This is a genomic window from Mesorhizobium sp. M7A.F.Ca.CA.001.08.2.1 (assembly GCF_003998455.1).
GTDB classification, from domain to species: domain Bacteria; phylum Pseudomonadota; class Alphaproteobacteria; order Rhizobiales; family Rhizobiaceae; genus Mesorhizobium; species Mesorhizobium ciceri.
Genome location: NZ_RZPW01000051.1, coordinates 1 through 15,163 on the forward strand (window position 1 = coordinate 1; position 15,163 = coordinate 15,163).

The window sequence follows — 15,163 nt, forward strand, 5'->3', positions numbered from 1 at the left end:
CTCGGCCGCCAGGGTCACCGTCGCCGAGCTCGCCTCCGTGACGATGACGTCGATATCAGGCGCGTGGGCGGCGAAGAACGCACGAACTGAGTCCAGGCTCATATCGAAAAACCCATGGTTCAAAAACTTGAAGGACGGCGGATTGCTGTCCAGCAGCCGGGGCCGCCGCGCATATAAGCACGCGCGGCATACAAATCGGCAAGCGCCAGGCTGAAGCAGACGCTGCGGCAGGTACAAAGAAACCCGCCAAGAGGGCCTTGGCGGGTTCTCTGGAATGCCTGGTGCGGGTCTACGCCAGCGACCGACCTTGCGCCGCCGGCGGCGCAGCCGGGGTGATCAGAGCTTCCTGGGGAAGGTGAAGCGCGGACACAATACGACGCAGCTTCGACGGATCGGTCACTCTGCCGCTTTCGATATCCTCAATCTCGTCCACCGCCAGGCCGCATGTCAGGGAGAGCTCTTCCACGCTGTAACCGCGGGTCTCCCGCATCGCTCTGAGGGTGTTGTAATCTGGCCCGCTCCCGTTGGTTGCCGGTTCGGAGTGGGGTTCGCTTTTCGCATTATGGGGCATTGGCAACTCCATGACTGAAAGAGTTTGATCAAATGAGGAGTGTTGCCTGAGACGGTCGGGAAGATGCCCTCTCGCCGGCGATTTGCCAAGGGCCAAAAGGGCCGTCACGGGATCGTGAACCGGGTGCCTGGCGCGGCCTCTGGCGCACACGTCGCGATCAAGTTGTTTTGAAGGCCTGATTGGCCTTTTGCCGGCAGTTTCGCCGCGCCCATTCGTTATCTCCGGGTCGCTGGCGCGAAACCATCCGGTTCCAGCCAGTTCTTTCCCGGAAGGATTTTTTGCAATGAACTTGAAGACAGTCATGGTCGTGCTCGGCACGATTTCCAGCCTTTCCGTCGCCGGCGCGGGCGCCGCCCAAGCCGCAGGCGCGCTTCGTGTGCGCGGCACGGTGGTCAGTTTTAAGCCCACGCTGCTCACCGTGAAAACCCGCCAGGGCGATACCGACGCGATCAAGCTCAAGGCCGGCTGGAAGATCTCGGGCGTCGCCAACGCCTCGGCAACGGGCATCAAGCAGGGCGATTTCCTCGGCATTGCCTCCGTTTCGAAAGCGGATGGCGGCAGCGGCGCCCTGGAGGTGGTGGTCTTTCCGGCCGCGCTGAAAGGCACCGGCGAGGGTGACCGCCCCTGGGACCTGCAGCCAAACAGCCGGATGACCAACGGCACCGTCGCCGACGTTACCGATATAAGCGGGCGATCCGTCACACTGACCTATGACAATGGCCAGACCAAGAAGATTTCGATTCCCGACACCACCCCTGTCGTCACCTTCGCGCCGGCGACGCCGACCGACCTCAAGCCGGGTGCGACGGTCTTTGTCACCGCTGAGCGGGGCAGTGACGGCGCACTGAGCGCCAGCCGCGTCGTGGTCGGAAGCAACGGCGTCGTGCCGCCGATGTAGTCGGACAGGCGGCCAATGGCCGCCTCTCGATCTTGCCGTGCATGGTGGCGGGAGGCTGGATTGGGCAGAAACAGTCCAGAAACAAAATTCTACAATCGGGAAATACTGACGAAAAAATTCAGGCGCGTAATTCCATTCGCGGCGGCCGGGCTATCGCCCCGATCCATATGCGCCCGCGAAACAAAAGGAAACGATCCATGAAGAAGTCCCTCCTCTCGGCCCTCGGGCTTGCAGTTGCATTGGCTTTCACGGTGCCCGTCATCGGCGCGACGAGTGCGGATGCGGCGCCGATGGCAAAGCATCATCGTCACCACCATCATCATCGCCACCATGTCCGCCATCACCATCATCACCGCCACCACCACCATGTGATCGGAAACAAGGCCTAAGCACCGCAGACTGCCACCGAGAAAACCGGCCTTGGCTTCCTGTCCAAGGCCGGTCGTCCCTTGGCATTGCGGCGCGTCAGCTCGACACGATTTGGGCGCACCAAGTTCGTCGAATGACGGCGCCAGCTATCTCCAACATCAGAAGCACCGCCTCAGCGCCGGCTGAACAGCAGACTGGCGACAAGACCGAGCACCACAAGGCCGACAGCGGCGGCAGCCGCCGGATGGTCGCGGGCCGACCTCTCGATCACCCTGCCCTGTTTGCGCAGTGCCGGCATGGCGTCGCGCAGACGCCCCGCAAGATCGGAATAGGTGTCGAAGGCTGCATCGCGACCGTCCTCGTAGTAGGCGCCGCCTCGCCTTGCCACAGCCCTCTTCAAGCTGGCCAGTTCTTTGGTGAGAGCCGCGACCTGCCTGTCGAGATCGATGTCCGAGAGGGTCGAAAATGATGCCATGATGTGTTTCCTTCACTTGCAGAAGGAAACGTAACGCCTCACCGGAAGACGGGTTCCGGTTTCGAACTATCGCGTCGGACTGCGGTCAGCGCACCTGATCAAGCAGGCGCTTGCATTCCAGGAGGTCGAACAGCGCCTCCTGCAGCAAGGCCCTGTTGTCGCGCGAGAGTTTCGAGGCATCCGGCTGCACCGGACCGTCCTCGTCGCTCTTGCCCAGGCCGAAAAAGCGACGGCTGGGTTTGACGCGCGGCTGGCCGACCAGTTCGTCGTCCATGCTGCGCGGCTGGGCCGCCGACGTCAGCGGCACCTGGTCAGCCTGCCTTCGCTGCGAGATCGCCTCGACGGCGGCCATGTCGCCATTGCCGATGGCAACCAGGAAATGGTTGCCGTTCTCGCGCAACAGCTTCTGCACGCCCTTGATGGTGTAGCCCTGGTCGTAGAGCATATGGCGGATGCCCTTGATCAGCTCGACATCCTGCGGCCGGTAGTAACGACGGCCGCCGCCGCGCTTCATCGGCTTGATCTGGTTGAAACGCGTTTCCCAGAAGCGCAGCACATGCTGCGGCAAATCGAGATCTTCGGCGACCTCGCTGATGGTACGAAAGGCGTCGGGGCTCTTGTCCATGGGCGAATCCTCACGCTGGACGATGATCCGGCCTAGCTGCCGAATCGGGGCTTATTTCAGCGGTTTATGAAGCAATATTCAAGCCCGGCGTCATGGCGGCGGCGGTTTTCAACCGCGCAGTAGGATTACTTGCCGCTTTTGGCCTTGCCGCTCTGATGGGAGCGCAAGATACGGCTCTTCAGCACGTTGGACGACTTGAAGGTCATCACCCGACGCGGCAGGATCGGCACTTCCTCGCCGGTCTTGGGATTGCGGCCGATACGCTCGTTCTTGGAGCGGACGTGGAATGTCGCGAAGGACGACAGCTTCACCGTTTCGCCGCGCACGATGGCTTCGCAGATTTCATCCAGCACCGCTTCGACGAGTTCGGCCGATTCAGTGCGCGACAGGCCGACCTTCCGGTAAACTGCCTCGGCAAGGTCGGCGCGCGTAAGTGTCTTTCCCCCCATGCGACCGTCCCATCAGCTCAAAACATAAAATTCGGCACAACAACGGCAGAGCCTAAGTAATTGATCCGTCAAGGTCAAGGACCGAAACTGGACCGTTCGGCACTTACCAGCGAACCAGGACAGCGCCCCAGGTGAAGCCGCCACCCATCGCTTCCAGGAGGACGAGATCGCCCTTCTTGATGCGGCCGTCGGCAACGGCCACCGACAGCGCCAACGGCACGGAAGCAGCCGAGGTGTTACCGTGCAAATCGACCGTAACCACCACCTTTTGCTCAGCTATCCCGAGCTTCTTGGCGGAAGCGTCAATAATTCGTTTATTGGCCTGGTGCGGCACGAACCAGTCGAGATCCTCGGCTGAGATACCGGCTTGCGCGAACGTCGCCTCGATGACGTCGGTGATCATGCCGACCGCGTGCTTGAAGACTTCGCGGCCCTCCATCCGGAGATGGCCGACCGTACCCGTCGTTGACGGCCCGCCATCGACAAAAAGCTTGTCCTTGTGCGTGCCGTCGGAGCGCAGGCTGGCCGCCAGAACGCCATGGTCGGCGATCGTGCCCGCGCCCTCGCCCGCTTCCAGGATCATGGCACCGGCGCCGTCGCCGAACAGCACACAGGTCGACCGGTCGCTCCAGTCGAGAATGCGCGAGAATGTTTCCGAACCGATCACCAGGACACGCTTGGCCAGGCCGCCGCGGATGTAGAGATCGGCGGTGGTCACGGCATAGACGAAACCCGAACAGACCGCCTGCATGTCGAAGGCAAAGCCGTGATGCATACCGAGCCGGTTCTGGATCTCGACGGCGGTGGCCGGAAACGTGTTGTTGGGCGTCGAGGTCGCCAGCACGATCAGATCGATGTCGGCGGGCGTGAGGCCCGCATTGGCAAGTGCGGCACGTGCCGCCGCTTCCCCCAGCGAAGCGGTCGTCTCGTCATCGCCCGCGATGTGGCGCTGGCGAATGCCGGTGCGCTGGGCGATCCACTCGTCGGAGGTCTCGACCATGCCTTCGAAATCGGCATTCTTCATGATTCGGCGGGGCAGCGCGGCGCCCGTGCCGCGCACGACTGATCTGATCAAAGTTCTTTCCTATTCCTTTGCGTCGGTGACGACGTCGGATTTCCTAGATGACAGGGCGCGCGGGTTGCGCGCATGAAACAGGTCCAGATCGGCCTCGATACGGTCGAGGAGGTTGTTGCGGACCATGTCATAGCCGAGTTCGATCGCGGCGGCGAACCCGTCAGAATCAGCACCGCCATGGCTTTTGACGACGATCCCGCTCAGCCCCAGGAAAACGCCGCCATTGGAGCGGCCGACATCCATCTTTTCGCGCAAGCGGTTGAAGGCGCCCTTAGCGAAGACGTAGCCGATCCTGGCCATCAGGGTGCGGCTCATCGCGGCGCGCAGATAACCCGCTATCTGGCGCGCCGTGCCTTCCGCGGTCTTCAGAGCGATGTTGCCGGCGAAGCCCTCGGTCACCACAACGTCGACCGTGCCCTTGCCGATATCGTCGCCCTCGACGAAACCGTGATAGTTCATCGAGGCCATGTTGGCTTCGCGCAGCATGCGCCCCGCCTCCTTGACCTCTTCCTGGCCTTTGATCTCCTCGACGCCGACATTGAGCAGGCCGACGCTGGGCCGGGCTATGCCGAAGACCGAGCGCGCCATGCCGGTGCCGAGAATGGCAAAATCGATGAGCTGTTGCGCATCGGCCCCGATGGTCGCGCCGACATCCAGCACCACGCTTTCGCCGCGCAATGTCGGCCAAAGGGCTGCGATCGCCGGGCGATCGATGGTGGCCATGGTGCGCAGGCAGAACTTCGACATCGCCATCAGCGCACCGGTGTTTCCCGCGGAAATGCAGGCGTCGGCCGTGCCGGCCTTGACCGCTTCGACGGCCTTCCACATCGATGACTTCCAGCGGCCGTGGCGCAGCGCCTGGCTCGGCTTGTCGTCCATCCTGACCGCAATTTCGCAATGGAAGAATTCGCTGATCTCGGCAAGCTTGGGAAATTTGGCGAGCTCCGGGCGCACGACCTCCTCACGCCCGAAGATGACGAAGCGGATGTCGGGACGACGGGTCGCGACCGTCATGAGCGCTGGAATGACCACGGCTGGTCCGTGATCGCCGCCCATGGCATCGATGGAAATCCTGATCACGCGGTATTTGTCTCACGGTTAGGCGGCAGGTCGTTTAGCGACCGCGAAGGTTCGGCGAAAATAACGGTTTTGGGCTGCCACACAACCGACTTTTCCGTCGCGGGCGAGCTTTTCAGGATTTTCCCAGCAAGGATCGCAGTTTTTGCTGAAATTCATTCTCCGCCGGTTCGGTCTCGCTGCCGGCGTTGAGCGCTGCGCCCTGCTTACGCGGATAGGGGTCGATGGCGAGTCCGAAATACTGTTCGGCGAGTGCCCCGACATCGATCGTGTCACCGGAAAATGTCTCTGGACTGTCAGGGCCTTCCGCGTCGAGCAGGATCTCGCCGCCACCATCGAAACCCTGCCGTCCAAGCTTGGAATCCTCGGGCAGCAGCAGCGCTTCGACCGGTTCGTCGATATGCGCTTCGACAGGCTCGAGCGTGACGATGCAGGCCTGGGTGATGTCGGCTTCGACACGACCGCTTATCTTCACGCCATTGCGCTTCCACGACGCGACCAGAAGCTCGGCGCGATAGGATTCGACCGAAATCAACCCGTGCTCCTCGGCCAGTGCCGCACGCTGTGCGGCATCGGCTTCGACAACCAGCGGCAGGCCCTTTTGCGGCAGGCGCGTGATGTTTGCACGGAAGGAGACCGGGCTTTGCGGGTCCACATGCTTCATTGTTCAACCTCCTTGGCGGCGGGAAAGGTCAGCGTGCCGGAGACAATCGATTCGGATGTCTGCGCGGCCAGATGATTGCGCGCGTCGGTAACATAGTTGGCCAGCAGCGATGCTTCCAGCCAGGCGCCCGCGTCGGGCCGGACATTGCGGGCAAGAGCCGCGGTCAGCCCTTCATGGTCGTTTCTTTCCAGGGCATCGTCATAGGCAGCGGTTCGGCCATAAAACATCTTTGCCAGCTTTTTCATGCGTTTGGGCACGCCAACGTCGCCAATGCCCAATTCCCGCAACGAATGGTCGACGTCGAGGAAGAACTCGTCGATCAGCACCTGGGCGACCTCTTGCGCCGCACCGCTCTCACCGCGCAACCTGTGCTGGAACAGGAACATGTGCAGCGACAGCATCTCGAAACGGCCAAGCGGCGTGTCTGGCACATTCCAGTGGGAATAAAACACCGTCTGCCGCGCCGCCGCCACGATTTGTGCGTAAAGCGCCTCGGTGATAGCGCGGTTGGCGTAGCGTTCGCGGCCAAAAAAGCGCTGGAACATTGGGGATGGTCTCCTGGGGACCGTTTGTTGAAGTGGGCTTGTTGCATCGGCAAGCAAGCTGGTTTACCGGTTTCGCGGCCCAGCGCAAGTTGCGGCCAGCTAATGGAGTTGTTGTTGCGCGCGCTGAATTTCAAGTCGACCTTCTCGTCCAGGCCCGCCGGCGCGATCTCGCTGCTGATGATCGTTTCGGCACTATCGGCCTGCCACACCTCCAAGATGATCGGCGACCTCAGCCCGAGTGAGACGCTGACGCAAGGTTACGTCATAGACCAGCAGGCAATCGACCTGGTGCCGGTCGGTTCGAGCCGCGAGCAGGTGCTTCTGGCGCTCGGCACGCCGTCGACGACCGCGACCTTCGACAACGAGGCCTTCTATTACATTTCGCAGACGCGCAAGCGCTACGTCGCCTTCGACAAGCCACGGCTCATTGATCAGCATGTGCTGGCGGTCTATTTCGGCGCCGATGGCCGCGTCACCCAGATCGCCAATTACGGGATGAAGGACGGCAAGATGTTCGACTTCATCTCACGCACCACACCGACCGGCGGCAAGGACCAGAACTTCCTCAGCCAGATCATCAACGGTGCCAGCAAACTGGCACCCAGCATTCCGGGCGGCGGCGCCTAATTCCTTTCGGCTTCCATTCCGGGAGCCTCATCATCTCAGGCGACCAAAAACCCGCGGGAGCGATCCTGCGGGTTTTTGTTGTGGCCTCGATCAGGGCAAGATCCCCGTATGTTTGCCGGCGATGCTTAAGCCGTCAAAACCCAAGCCGGTAGATGAGATACCGGCGCATTTACCGCATGCAAGAGATCGGCTTGTTGACGCGTCGACATGGCATTGCTCAACAAAAAACCCGCGGGATCGCTCCCGCGGGTTGTTTCGGGCTGAAGCCTAGATCAGCCGTGCGCGAGCACGGCCAGCAGCAGGAGCGCGACGATGTTGGTGATCTTGATCGCCGGGTTGACGGCGGGGCCAGCGGTGTCCTTGTAGGGATCGCCGACCGTGTCACCGGTCACCGAAGCCTTGTGCGCCTCGGAACCCTTGAGATGCTTGACGCCGTCCTTGTCGACAAAGCCGTCTTCGAAGGACTTCTTGGCGTTGTCCCAGGCGCCGCCGCCAGAGGTCATCGAGATAGCGACGAACAGGCCGTTGACGATGACGCCGAGCAGCGAGGCACCCAGCGCTGCAAAGGCAGACGCCTTCGAGCCCGAGATCAGCAGCACGCCGAAATAGACGACGAGCGGCGCCAGCACCGGCAGCAGCGACGGGATGATCATTTCCCTGATTGCCGCCTTGGTCAGAAGGTCGACCGCGCGGGCGTAGTTCGGCTTCGAGGTGCCGGCCATGATGCCCGGATCCTCGCGGAACTGCTTGCGCACCTCCTCGACGATGGCGCCCGCCGCACGGCCGACGGCCGTCATGGCGATGCCGCCGAACAGATACGGGATCAGCCCGCCGAAGATCAGGCCGGCGACGACGTATGGGTTGGAGAGATCGAAGGAGATCTCGCCCATGCCCTGGAAGTAGGGATATTTGTCGCCATTGGCGGCGAAGAACTTCAGGTCGTTCGAGTACGCGGCAAACAGCACCAATGCGCCGAGACCAGCGGAGCCGATGGCGTAGCCCTTGGTCACCGCCTTGGTGGTGTTGCCGACCGCGTCGAGCGCGTCGGTGGAGTGGCGCACTTCCTTGGGCAGGCCGGCCATTTCGGCGATGCCGCCGGCATTGTCGGTGACCGGGCCGAAGGCATCGAGCGCAACGATCATGCCGGCAAGGCCGAGCATCGTCGTGACCGCGATCGCCGTACCGAAGAGGCCGGCAAGCTGATAGGTCGAGATGATGCCGCCGACGATGACGATCGCCGGCAGCGCCGTCGATTCCAGCGAGACCGCGAGGCCCTGGATGACGTTGGTGCCGTGACCGGTGACCGACGCCTGGGCGATGGAATTGACCGGGCGCTTGTTGGTGCCGGTGTAGTATTCGGTGATGACCACGATGAGACCGGTCACCACGAGGCCGATCAGGCCGCAGATGAACAGGTTCTTGCCGGTGATGACCATGCCGGCGACCGTGCCGACCTCACCCCAGCCGAGCGTCACCTGGGTGGCGACGCCGAGGCCGACGATGGACAGCAGGCCAGTGACGATCAGGCCCTTGTAGAGTGCGCCCATGATCGAGCCGTTGGAACCGAGCTTGACGAAGAAGGTGCCGACGATCGAGGTCAGGATGCAGGCGCCGCAGATGGCGAGCGGATAAAGCATGGCCGCACCCAACACGGCGGTGCCGCCAAAGAAGATGGCAGCCAGAACCATGGTGGCGACGACAGTCACCGCATAGGTTTCGAACAGGTCGGCGGCCATGCCGGCGCAGTCGCCGACATTGTCGCCGACATTGTCGGCGATCGTGGCCGGGTTGCGCGGATCGTCTTCGGGAATACCGGCTTCGACCTTGCCGACGAGATCGCCACCGACGTCGGCGCCTTTGGTGAAGATGCCGCCGCCGAGACGAGCGAAGATCGAGATCAGCGATGCGCCGAAGCCGAGCGAGACCAGCGAGTCGATGACGATGCGGTCATTGGGCTGGAGGCCCATGAAGTGGGTCAGGATGAGGTAGTAGATCGACACGCCGAGCAAGGCGAGGCCAGCAACCAGCATGCCGGTGATGGCGCCCGATTTGAACGCGATGTCGAGGCCGGCAGCGAGGCTGTTCGATGCGGCCTGCGCCGTGCGAACGTTGGCGCGAACGGAGACATGCATGCCGATGAAGCCGGCGGCGCCTGAAAGCACCGCTCCGATCAGGAAGCCGATCGCGGCGGTGATGGACAGCAACCACCAGGCGAGCACGAGGACGACGACGCCAACGATGGCGATGGTGGTGTACTGACGCGCCAGATAGGCTTGTGCGCCCTCGCGGATAGCCGCGGAGATTTCCTGCATGCGTGCATTGCCCTGATCGGCCGCAAGGACCGAACGTGTCGCCCAGATGGCGTAAAGGATTGAAAGCAGGCCGCAGGCGATGACGGCGGAAATAATTGTCATTGCCGGATTTTCCTCGATTGATGGCCCAAAAGAACCCCTCCCTGGGCCGTTGAGACAAAGACCGGATTCCGAGCACGGAATCCGCCTCTTCGCAGCGGTGTATGCGAAACAGGGCTGCGAACGTCAAGATATTGTTCGGTTTTTGCCCGGCTTTCGCCCAAATGGTTGGGACCAGGCGGCGGCTGCCGTCAGCACCCGGCGATTAGATCGATTGAAATTAGCCCTGACGCGGGACGCGGCTACTCTGCCTCCCGGCCCATCCGGCGCGCCGTGTAGCGCTCTATGGCCGACAGGCCGTCATAGATCAGCACGGCAAGGGCTGCCACGATCAGGCCGCCCTGGAGGATGAAGGCGAGATTGTTGGATAACAACCCGGCGATGATCACTTCGCCCAGCGTTTTGGCTGCCACGGTCGAACCGAGGGTCGCGGTGGCAAGGCTGATCACCACCGACAGCCTGATGCCGCCGAGAATGATCGGGGCGCTGAGCGGCAGTTCGACCTTGGTGAGCCTTTGCCAACCGGTCATGCCGGCGCCGCGCGCCGCCTCGACGACATTGGCAGGTAGCGTCGTCAGGCCGGTCAGCGCGTTCTCGAAGATCGGCAGCAGACCGTAGAGAAACAGCGCGATCAGTGTCGGCTTCTCGCCGAAGCCGACGGCCGGCACAGCGAGTGCCAGCACCGCCACGGGCGGAAAGGTCTGGCCGATGTTGACCAGGCTGCGCGATAGCGGCAGGAATTCGGCGCCGGCGGGCCTGGTGACCAGGATGGCAAGCGCCACCGCAACGATGGTTGCTGCCACGGTGGCGATCAGAACCGTGCGCAAATGCAGCAATGTCAGCGTCAGCAGGCTGCCCTGGTTGTAGATCACCGGCGCATTGTTTTCGGTCAGCGGCTTCAGCAGCGGCACGAACCAGCCGGGATTGGTGACGAAGGCAACGAGCAGCATCACCAGGGCAAGTCTGAGCAGCGATGGAAGCCAGGCCTTCATGCGGGCCTCGCCGCGCGCTTCACCAGCCCGTCGACGGTGACGCGGCCAAGCGGCTTGCCATCGGCGCCTTTGACCGGCAGCGCCGGCCGGCCCGTCCACAACAATTCGGCCAGCGCGTCACGCTGGCTGGCGTCGCCGGGGATCGCCTCGCCTTCGGCGGAGCCCTTCTCCACGGCATCGCGGACCCGACCGAGCGACAGCAGCCGGAACGGCCTTTCGCTGGCGCCGACCAGGGTCTCGACGAAGGCGCTTGCCGGCTTTGCCAGGATCTCGGCGGGCTTGGCGTATTGCACCAGCTTGCCGGCATCCATGACCGCGATCTTGTCGCCCATATGCACGGCCTCTTCCATGTCGTGGGTGACCAGGATGATGGTGGTGCCGAAGCGCTTCTGGATCGCCAGCAGATCTTCCTGCGCCTTGTTGCGGATGATCGGGTCGAGGGCGCCGAACGGTTCGTCCATCAACAGCACGTTGGGCTCGGCGGCGAGCGCGCGGGCAACGCCGACGCGCTGTTGCTGGCCGCCGGACAGTTCGTGCGGATAGCGCGGCCCGAAGGCTTCGGGGTCAAGCTGATAGAGCGTCATCAGTTCGTCGACCCGGGCCTTGATGCGGTCCTTGTCCCAACCGAGCAGCACCGGCACGGTGGCAATGTTCTGCGCCACCGTACGATGCGGGAACAGGCCGTGACCCTGGATGGCGTAGCCGATGCTGCGGCGCAGCTCATAGCCGGGCAGCGAACGATTGTCGGCGCCGTCGAGCTTGATGATGCCCGAGGTCGGTTCGACCAGCCGGTTGATCATGCGCAGCAACGTCGTCTTGCCGGAACCGGACGTGCCGACAATGACGGCTATGGTGCGCGGCTCGATGACCATCGACACGTCATCGACCACGGTCGTCGCGTCATAGCGCTTGGTAATGCCTTCGATCTCGATCATGCCGTTTCAACCCTGCGCCTGGTGGCGGTCATTTCGATCACCGCATCGAGGATGATGGCGGCGGCAAAGGCGAGCGCGACCGTTGGCACCGCGCCGAGCAGCACAAGGTCCATCGCCGTCTGGCCCACACCCTGGAAGACGAATACGCCGAAACCGCCGCCGCCGATCAGCGCGGCAATGGTGGCGAGGCCGATGTTCTGCACCAAGACGATGCGGATGCCGGTGAGGATGACGGGAAAAGCCAGCGGAAACTCGACGCCGAACAGGCGCTGCCTGTCGGTCATGCCCATGCCGCGTGCGGCGTCGTTGGCGGTGCGCGGCACGCCAGCGAGACCGACCACGGTGTTGGCCACCACCGGCAGCAGCGAATAAAGGAACAGCGCGACGAAGGCGGGGGCTGTGCCGATGCCGCGAATGCCGAGCGCGGCAGCCCCCGGCACATGCGTGGCCACCCAGCCAAGCGGCGCGATCAGCAGGCCGAACAGCGCGATCGAGGGAATGGTCTGGATGATGTTGAGCACGTTGAGAACCCCGGCGCGCAGACTTTCGACACGATGGCAGAGAATGCCCAGCGGCAGGCCGACGACCACTGCCGCAAGCAGCGACCCTAGCGCCAGCGTCACATGCTTGGAGCCCTCCGCCCAGAAACTGTCGGCGCGGTTGAAGTATTCCTTCAGGATCGACAGATTGTCCCAGCTTCCCGAAATCAACAGCAGCCCGATCGCGAAAGCCGCGACGACAAGCACGCCAACTCGTGCCAATGGCGACAGGTTCAGCCGTGTCAGCACATCGGCAAGCAAAAGCGTGAAGGCAAAGATCAGAATCCAGAAACCGGAGGCTGGCGAAACTCTCGCAAAGGTGTTGCCCTCCGGCGTGAGAAATGTTCCGGCGACGCCGATCAGCAGCGCGAGCGCGGCAAGCGCCACCACGCTGGCGGCAAGGCGCAGCGCAAGCGGTGTCTTGAACAGCGCGATGAGTGCTGCGGCGACGATCATGACGAGCAGCAGCGTCCCGGTGGTTGCCGGCAGCGCCTCAAGAATCGAGCGCGCCTGGCCGGGGACGATGCGGTTGGCACGGAACGTGGCAAAGGGCGCGGCAAAAGCCGCGTAGGCTGATATAGCGGCGATGACCACGCCGAGCTTGTCGAAGCGGATGTTCACGCCCTCCCCCGTCAGTCGATCCGGCGCGCCACGAAAGCGGCGCGCCGGAATCGTCCTACTTCAGGAAGCCGTTCTTCTTCAAAAAGTCCTCGGCGACGCCCTTGACCGGCTCGCCGCCGACCTGCACGCGACCATTCAGCTCCTGCAGCGTGACGAGGTCGAGCTTGGCGAAGACCGGCTTCAGCAGCGTCTCGATCTCGGGATGTTGCTTCAGCACCGCTTCGCGGATGATCGGCGCCGGCTGGTAGACCGGCTGCACGCCCTTGTCGTCGTCGAGCACGACGAGCCCGGACGGTGCGATGCCGCCATCGGTGCCGTAGACCATGGCCGCATTGGCGCCGTTGGTCTGGTTGGCGGCCGCGGCGATGGTTGCCGCGGTGTCGCCGCCTGAGAGAGTGATCAGTTGGTCCGGCTTCAGCGTGAAGCCATAGGTGGTCTGGAAGGCCGGCAGTGCAGCCGCCGAATTGACGAACTCGGCGGAAGCCGCCAGCACCACCTGACCGCCGCCCGCGACATATTTGCCGAAGTCGGTGAGCGTGGCGAGCTTGTTGGTCTCGGCGACTTCCTTGCGCAGCGCGATCGCCCAGGTGTTGTTTGCGGGCGACGGCGACAGCCAGACGATCTTGTTGGCGTCGTAGTCGAGCTTCTTGGCCGTTTCATAGGCCTTGGCGGCATCCTTCCAGACCGGGTCGTCGGCCTTCTCGAAGAAGAAGGCGGCGTTGCCGGTGTATTCGGGATAGATGTCGATCTCGCCGGCGGTGATCGCCTTGCGCACCACCGGCGTGCCGCCGAGCTGGATGCGGTCCGATGTCTTGATGTTGTTGGCGTTGAGGACGAGCTGGATGATGTTGCCGAGCACGCCGCCCTCGGTGTCGATCTTCGAAGAGACAACCACCTGGGCATTGGCGGAAGCCACCGTGATGCCGAGCGCCAATGCCGCGCCGGCCAGAAACTTGACTGAAAACATTGTGAAAACCCCTAGCTATGAACCGAAACGCGATGACCGCATATGAGCATGGCTTCAACGGCCAGTCGGGGCACACGGTTTCATAACAAGGGGGATCAGCGCAATATTTTTGTTCGGAAGGCCGATTTTGAGGCGACGCTGGCGATCTGCTGCCATCTGGCGGATAATGCCATAGGGTGCGGGTGGCAAACACGGAGAGCGTGTCATGGCCATACACAAAGTCGGCTACCTCATCGGAAGTCTTGCCCGGGAATCCATCAACCGCAAGCTCGCGAAGGCGCTCGTTCAACTGGCTCCTCCGGAACTTGAAATGACGGAAATCGCCTTCAGGGATCTGCCTCTTTACAGCTACGACTATGATGCGGATTTCCCGCCGGTCGCCCGGGATTTCAAAAAGGCGATCGCGTCCGTTCAGGCCGTCCTGTTCGTTACCCCGGAGTACAACCGCTCGATCCCTGGCGGATTAAAGAACGCGATCGACTGGGCGAGCCGCCCCTATGGAAAGAATTCATTCGCGCGCAAACCGTCCGCCGTCATCGGAACATCGCCGGGCGCCATCGCAACCGCTGTCGCCCAACAAAGCCTGCGCAGCGTTCTGAGCTTCTGCAACTCACCCCAGATGAATGCGCCGGAAGCCTATATCCAGTTCACGCCGGGACTGATAACGGACGACGGCGAAGTGACGGTCGAATCCACCGAGGACTTCCTGCGCAACTACATGGCTGAGTTCCATATGTTCATAGCGAGGGTGCTTCAGGTGTTGCCGCCGGACGCATAGGTTTGGCGTCAAGCCGGGCGCGCGCTCGTCACCTTCAGCGCGCCCAGCGCCACGAAGCACAGGACGGTGACCGGAAAGACTATCCAGTTCAGCATCTCCCAGCCCCAGGCGTTGTAGACCATGCCCGACATCAGTGAGGCGCAGGCGACGGAGCCGAACAGGACGAAGTCGTGGAAGCCTTGCACCTTGCCCTTTTCCGACGGCCGGTAGGTGGAGGCCACCATTGCGGTCGCGCCAATGAAGCCGAAGTTCCAACCAAGGCCCAGCAGGATCAGCGACGTCCAGAACTGCCACAGCGCCAGGCCCGACAGAGCGACAATGGCGCAGCCGATGAGCAGGATCAGGCCGGTGGTCACAATGCGTTCGGCGCCGAAGCGATGGATCAGCGAGCCGGTGAAGAAGCTTGGCGCAAACATCGCCATGACGTGCCAGGAGATGCCCAGCGTCGCGTCGGTCTCCGACAGTCCGCAGCCGACCATGGCCAGCGGTGCGCCCGTCATGACGAAGCTCATCAGCGCGTAGCTGCCGACCGCACAGAAAAGCGC

The 15,163-nt window shown here is 62.8% G+C and carries 17 protein-coding genes and 1 pseudogene; 3 read left to right on the forward strand and 15 right to left on the reverse strand.

Annotation, left to right across the window (positions count from 1 at the left end; genetic code table 11):
* Positions 1–102 (reverse strand): annotated as a pseudogene (locus EN914_RS39095) (YbaK/EbsC family protein); the annotation flags it as partial.
* Between the two features lie 187 nt (positions 103–289).
* Positions 290–874: a helix-turn-helix domain-containing protein gene (locus EN914_RS39100; RefSeq protein WP_245265381.1), complete on the reverse strand. Its 585-nt coding sequence runs from the start codon at positions 872–874 to the stop codon at positions 290–292.
* On the opposite strand from EN914_RS39100, the gene EN914_RS05390 reads away from it, so the two are divergent.
* Positions 855–1,469 carry a hypothetical protein gene (locus tag EN914_RS05390; RefSeq protein ID WP_024504673.1) on the forward strand — a complete coding sequence of 205 codons (615 nt, stop codon included), beginning with the start codon at positions 855–857 and terminating at the stop codon, positions 1,467–1,469. The genes EN914_RS39100 and EN914_RS05390 overlap by 20 nt on opposite strands.
* Before the next feature lie 541 nt (positions 1,470–2,010).
* Here EN914_RS05390 and EN914_RS05400 read toward each other — a convergent pair.
* From EN914_RS05400 to EN914_RS05430, 7 genes are all read right to left on the reverse strand, one after another.
* Positions 2,011–2,313 (reverse strand): hypothetical protein, encoded by a 303-nt coding sequence (locus EN914_RS05400; RefSeq protein ID WP_013532229.1) that lies wholly within the window; start codon positions 2,311–2,313, stop codon positions 2,011–2,013.
* A gap of 85 nt (positions 2,314–2,398) precedes the next feature.
* Positions 2,399–2,938 (reverse strand): MerR family transcriptional regulator, encoded by a 540-nt coding sequence (locus EN914_RS05405; protein ID WP_013532230.1) that lies wholly within the window; start codon positions 2,936–2,938, stop codon positions 2,399–2,401.
* Positions 2,939–3,063: 125 nt separating this feature from the next.
* Positions 3,064–3,387 (reverse strand): integration host factor subunit alpha, encoded by a 324-nt coding sequence (locus EN914_RS05410; RefSeq protein ID WP_013532231.1) that lies wholly within the window; start codon positions 3,385–3,387, stop codon positions 3,064–3,066.
* Positions 3,388–3,490: 103 nt separating this feature from the next.
* The gene (locus tag EN914_RS05415) at positions 3,491–4,462 is read right to left on the reverse strand and encodes a beta-ketoacyl-ACP synthase III (protein ID WP_024504674.1); all 972 of its coding nucleotides are present in this window, start codon (positions 4,460–4,462) and stop codon (positions 3,491–3,493) included.
* A 9-nt stretch (positions 4,463–4,471) separates the two neighbouring features.
* Positions 4,472–5,542: a phosphate acyltransferase PlsX gene (plsX, locus tag EN914_RS05420; RefSeq protein WP_024504675.1), complete on the reverse strand. Its 1,071-nt coding sequence runs from the start codon at positions 5,540–5,542 to the stop codon at positions 4,472–4,474.
* 112 nt (positions 5,543–5,654) lie between these two features.
* Positions 5,655–6,203 (reverse strand): DUF177 domain-containing protein, encoded by a 549-nt coding sequence (locus EN914_RS05425; RefSeq protein ID WP_013532234.1) that lies wholly within the window; start codon positions 6,201–6,203, stop codon positions 5,655–5,657.
* Positions 6,200–6,748, reverse strand: a complete 549-nt coding sequence (locus EN914_RS05430; RefSeq protein ID WP_013532235.1) for a ubiquinol-cytochrome C chaperone family protein — start codon at positions 6,746–6,748, stop codon at positions 6,200–6,202. Before EN914_RS05430 ends, EN914_RS05425 begins: the two co-directional genes overlap by 4 nt.
* 114 nt (positions 6,749–6,862) lie before the next feature.
* On the opposite strand from EN914_RS05430, the gene EN914_RS05435 reads away from it, so the two are divergent.
* The gene (locus EN914_RS05435; RefSeq protein WP_013532236.1) at positions 6,863–7,375 is read left to right on the forward strand and encodes an outer membrane protein assembly factor BamE; all 513 of its coding nucleotides are present in this window, start codon (positions 6,863–6,865) and stop codon (positions 7,373–7,375) included.
* A gap of 272 nt (positions 7,376–7,647) precedes the next feature.
* Here EN914_RS05435 and EN914_RS05440 read toward each other — a convergent pair whose 3' ends face one another.
* From EN914_RS05440 to EN914_RS05460, 5 genes are all read right to left on the reverse strand, one after another.
* Complete coding sequence (locus EN914_RS05440; protein WP_013532237.1) at positions 7,648–9,789, reverse strand: sodium-translocating pyrophosphatase; 2,142 nt, start codon at positions 9,787–9,789, stop codon at positions 7,648–7,650.
* Between the two features lie 239 nt (positions 9,790–10,028).
* A complete protein-coding gene (locus EN914_RS05445) occupies positions 10,029–10,778 on the reverse strand; it encodes an ABC transporter permease (RefSeq protein ID WP_024504676.1) in 750 nt (249 codons plus the stop codon).
* Complete coding sequence (locus tag EN914_RS05450) at positions 10,775–11,713, reverse strand: ABC transporter ATP-binding protein (protein WP_013532239.1); 939 nt, start codon at positions 11,711–11,713, stop codon at positions 10,775–10,777. Before EN914_RS05450 ends, EN914_RS05445 begins: the two co-directional genes overlap by 4 nt.
* Positions 11,710–12,873 carry an ABC transporter permease gene (locus EN914_RS05455; protein ID WP_024504677.1) on the reverse strand — a complete coding sequence of 388 codons (1,164 nt, stop codon included), beginning with the start codon at positions 12,871–12,873 and terminating at the stop codon, positions 11,710–11,712. The genes EN914_RS05450 and EN914_RS05455 overlap by 4 nt, the downstream gene beginning before the upstream one ends.
* Before the next feature lie 55 nt (positions 12,874–12,928).
* Positions 12,929–13,840: an ABC transporter substrate-binding protein gene (locus tag EN914_RS05460; RefSeq protein ID WP_013532241.1), complete on the reverse strand. Its 912-nt coding sequence runs from the start codon at positions 13,838–13,840 to the stop codon at positions 12,929–12,931.
* 205 nt (positions 13,841–14,045) lie between these two features.
* Here EN914_RS05460 and EN914_RS05465 point away from each other — a divergent pair, with 205 nt between their 5' ends.
* Positions 14,046–14,618 carry an NADPH-dependent FMN reductase gene (locus tag EN914_RS05465; protein ID WP_013532242.1) on the forward strand — a complete coding sequence of 191 codons (573 nt, stop codon included), beginning with the start codon at positions 14,046–14,048 and terminating at the stop codon, positions 14,616–14,618.
* An 8-nt stretch (positions 14,619–14,626) separates the two neighbouring features.
* Here the strand turns inward: EN914_RS05465 and EN914_RS05470 are convergent.
* On the reverse strand, positions 14,627–15,163 hold a 537-nt coding region (locus EN914_RS05470), incomplete at its 5' end, for an MFS transporter (protein ID WP_164778659.1).

Coding starts and splice junctions, on each gene's coding strand:
- EN914_RS05390 (WP_024504673.1), top strand. CDS start 855: ATGAACTTGAAGACAGTCATGGTCGTGCTCGGCACGATTTCCAGCCTT.
- EN914_RS39100 (WP_245265381.1), bottom strand. CDS start 874: ATGACTGTCTTCAAGTTCATTGCAAAAAATCCTTCCGGGAAAGAACTG.
- EN914_RS05400 (WP_013532229.1), bottom strand. CDS start 2,313: ATGGCATCATTTTCGACCCTCTCGGACATCGATCTCGACAGGCAGGTC.
- EN914_RS05405 (WP_013532230.1), bottom strand. CDS start 2,938: ATGGACAAGAGCCCCGACGCCTTTCGTACCATCAGCGAGGTCGCCGAA.
- EN914_RS05410 (WP_013532231.1), bottom strand. CDS start 3,387: ATGGGGGGAAAGACACTTACGCGCGCCGACCTTGCCGAGGCAGTTTAC.
- EN914_RS05425 (WP_013532234.1), bottom strand. CDS start 6,203: ATGAAGCATGTGGACCCGCAAAGCCCGGTCTCCTTCCGTGCAAACATC.
- EN914_RS05430 (WP_013532235.1), bottom strand. CDS start 6,748: ATGTTCCAGCGCTTTTTTGGCCGCGAACGCTACGCCAACCGCGCTATC.
- EN914_RS05440 (WP_013532237.1), bottom strand. CDS start 9,789: ATGACAATTATTTCCGCCGTCATCGCCTGCGGCCTGCTTTCAATCCTT.
- EN914_RS05445 (WP_024504676.1), bottom strand. CDS start 10,778: ATGAAGGCCTGGCTTCCATCGCTGCTCAGACTTGCCCTGGTGATGCTG.
- EN914_RS05450 (WP_013532239.1), bottom strand. CDS start 11,713: ATGATCGAGATCGAAGGCATTACCAAGCGCTATGACGCGACGACCGTG.
- EN914_RS05460 (WP_013532241.1), bottom strand. CDS start 13,840: ATGTTTTCAGTCAAGTTTCTGGCCGGCGCGGCATTGGCGCTCGGCATC.
- EN914_RS05465 (WP_013532242.1), top strand. CDS start 14,046: ATGGCCATACACAAAGTCGGCTACCTCATCGGAAGTCTTGCCCGGGAA.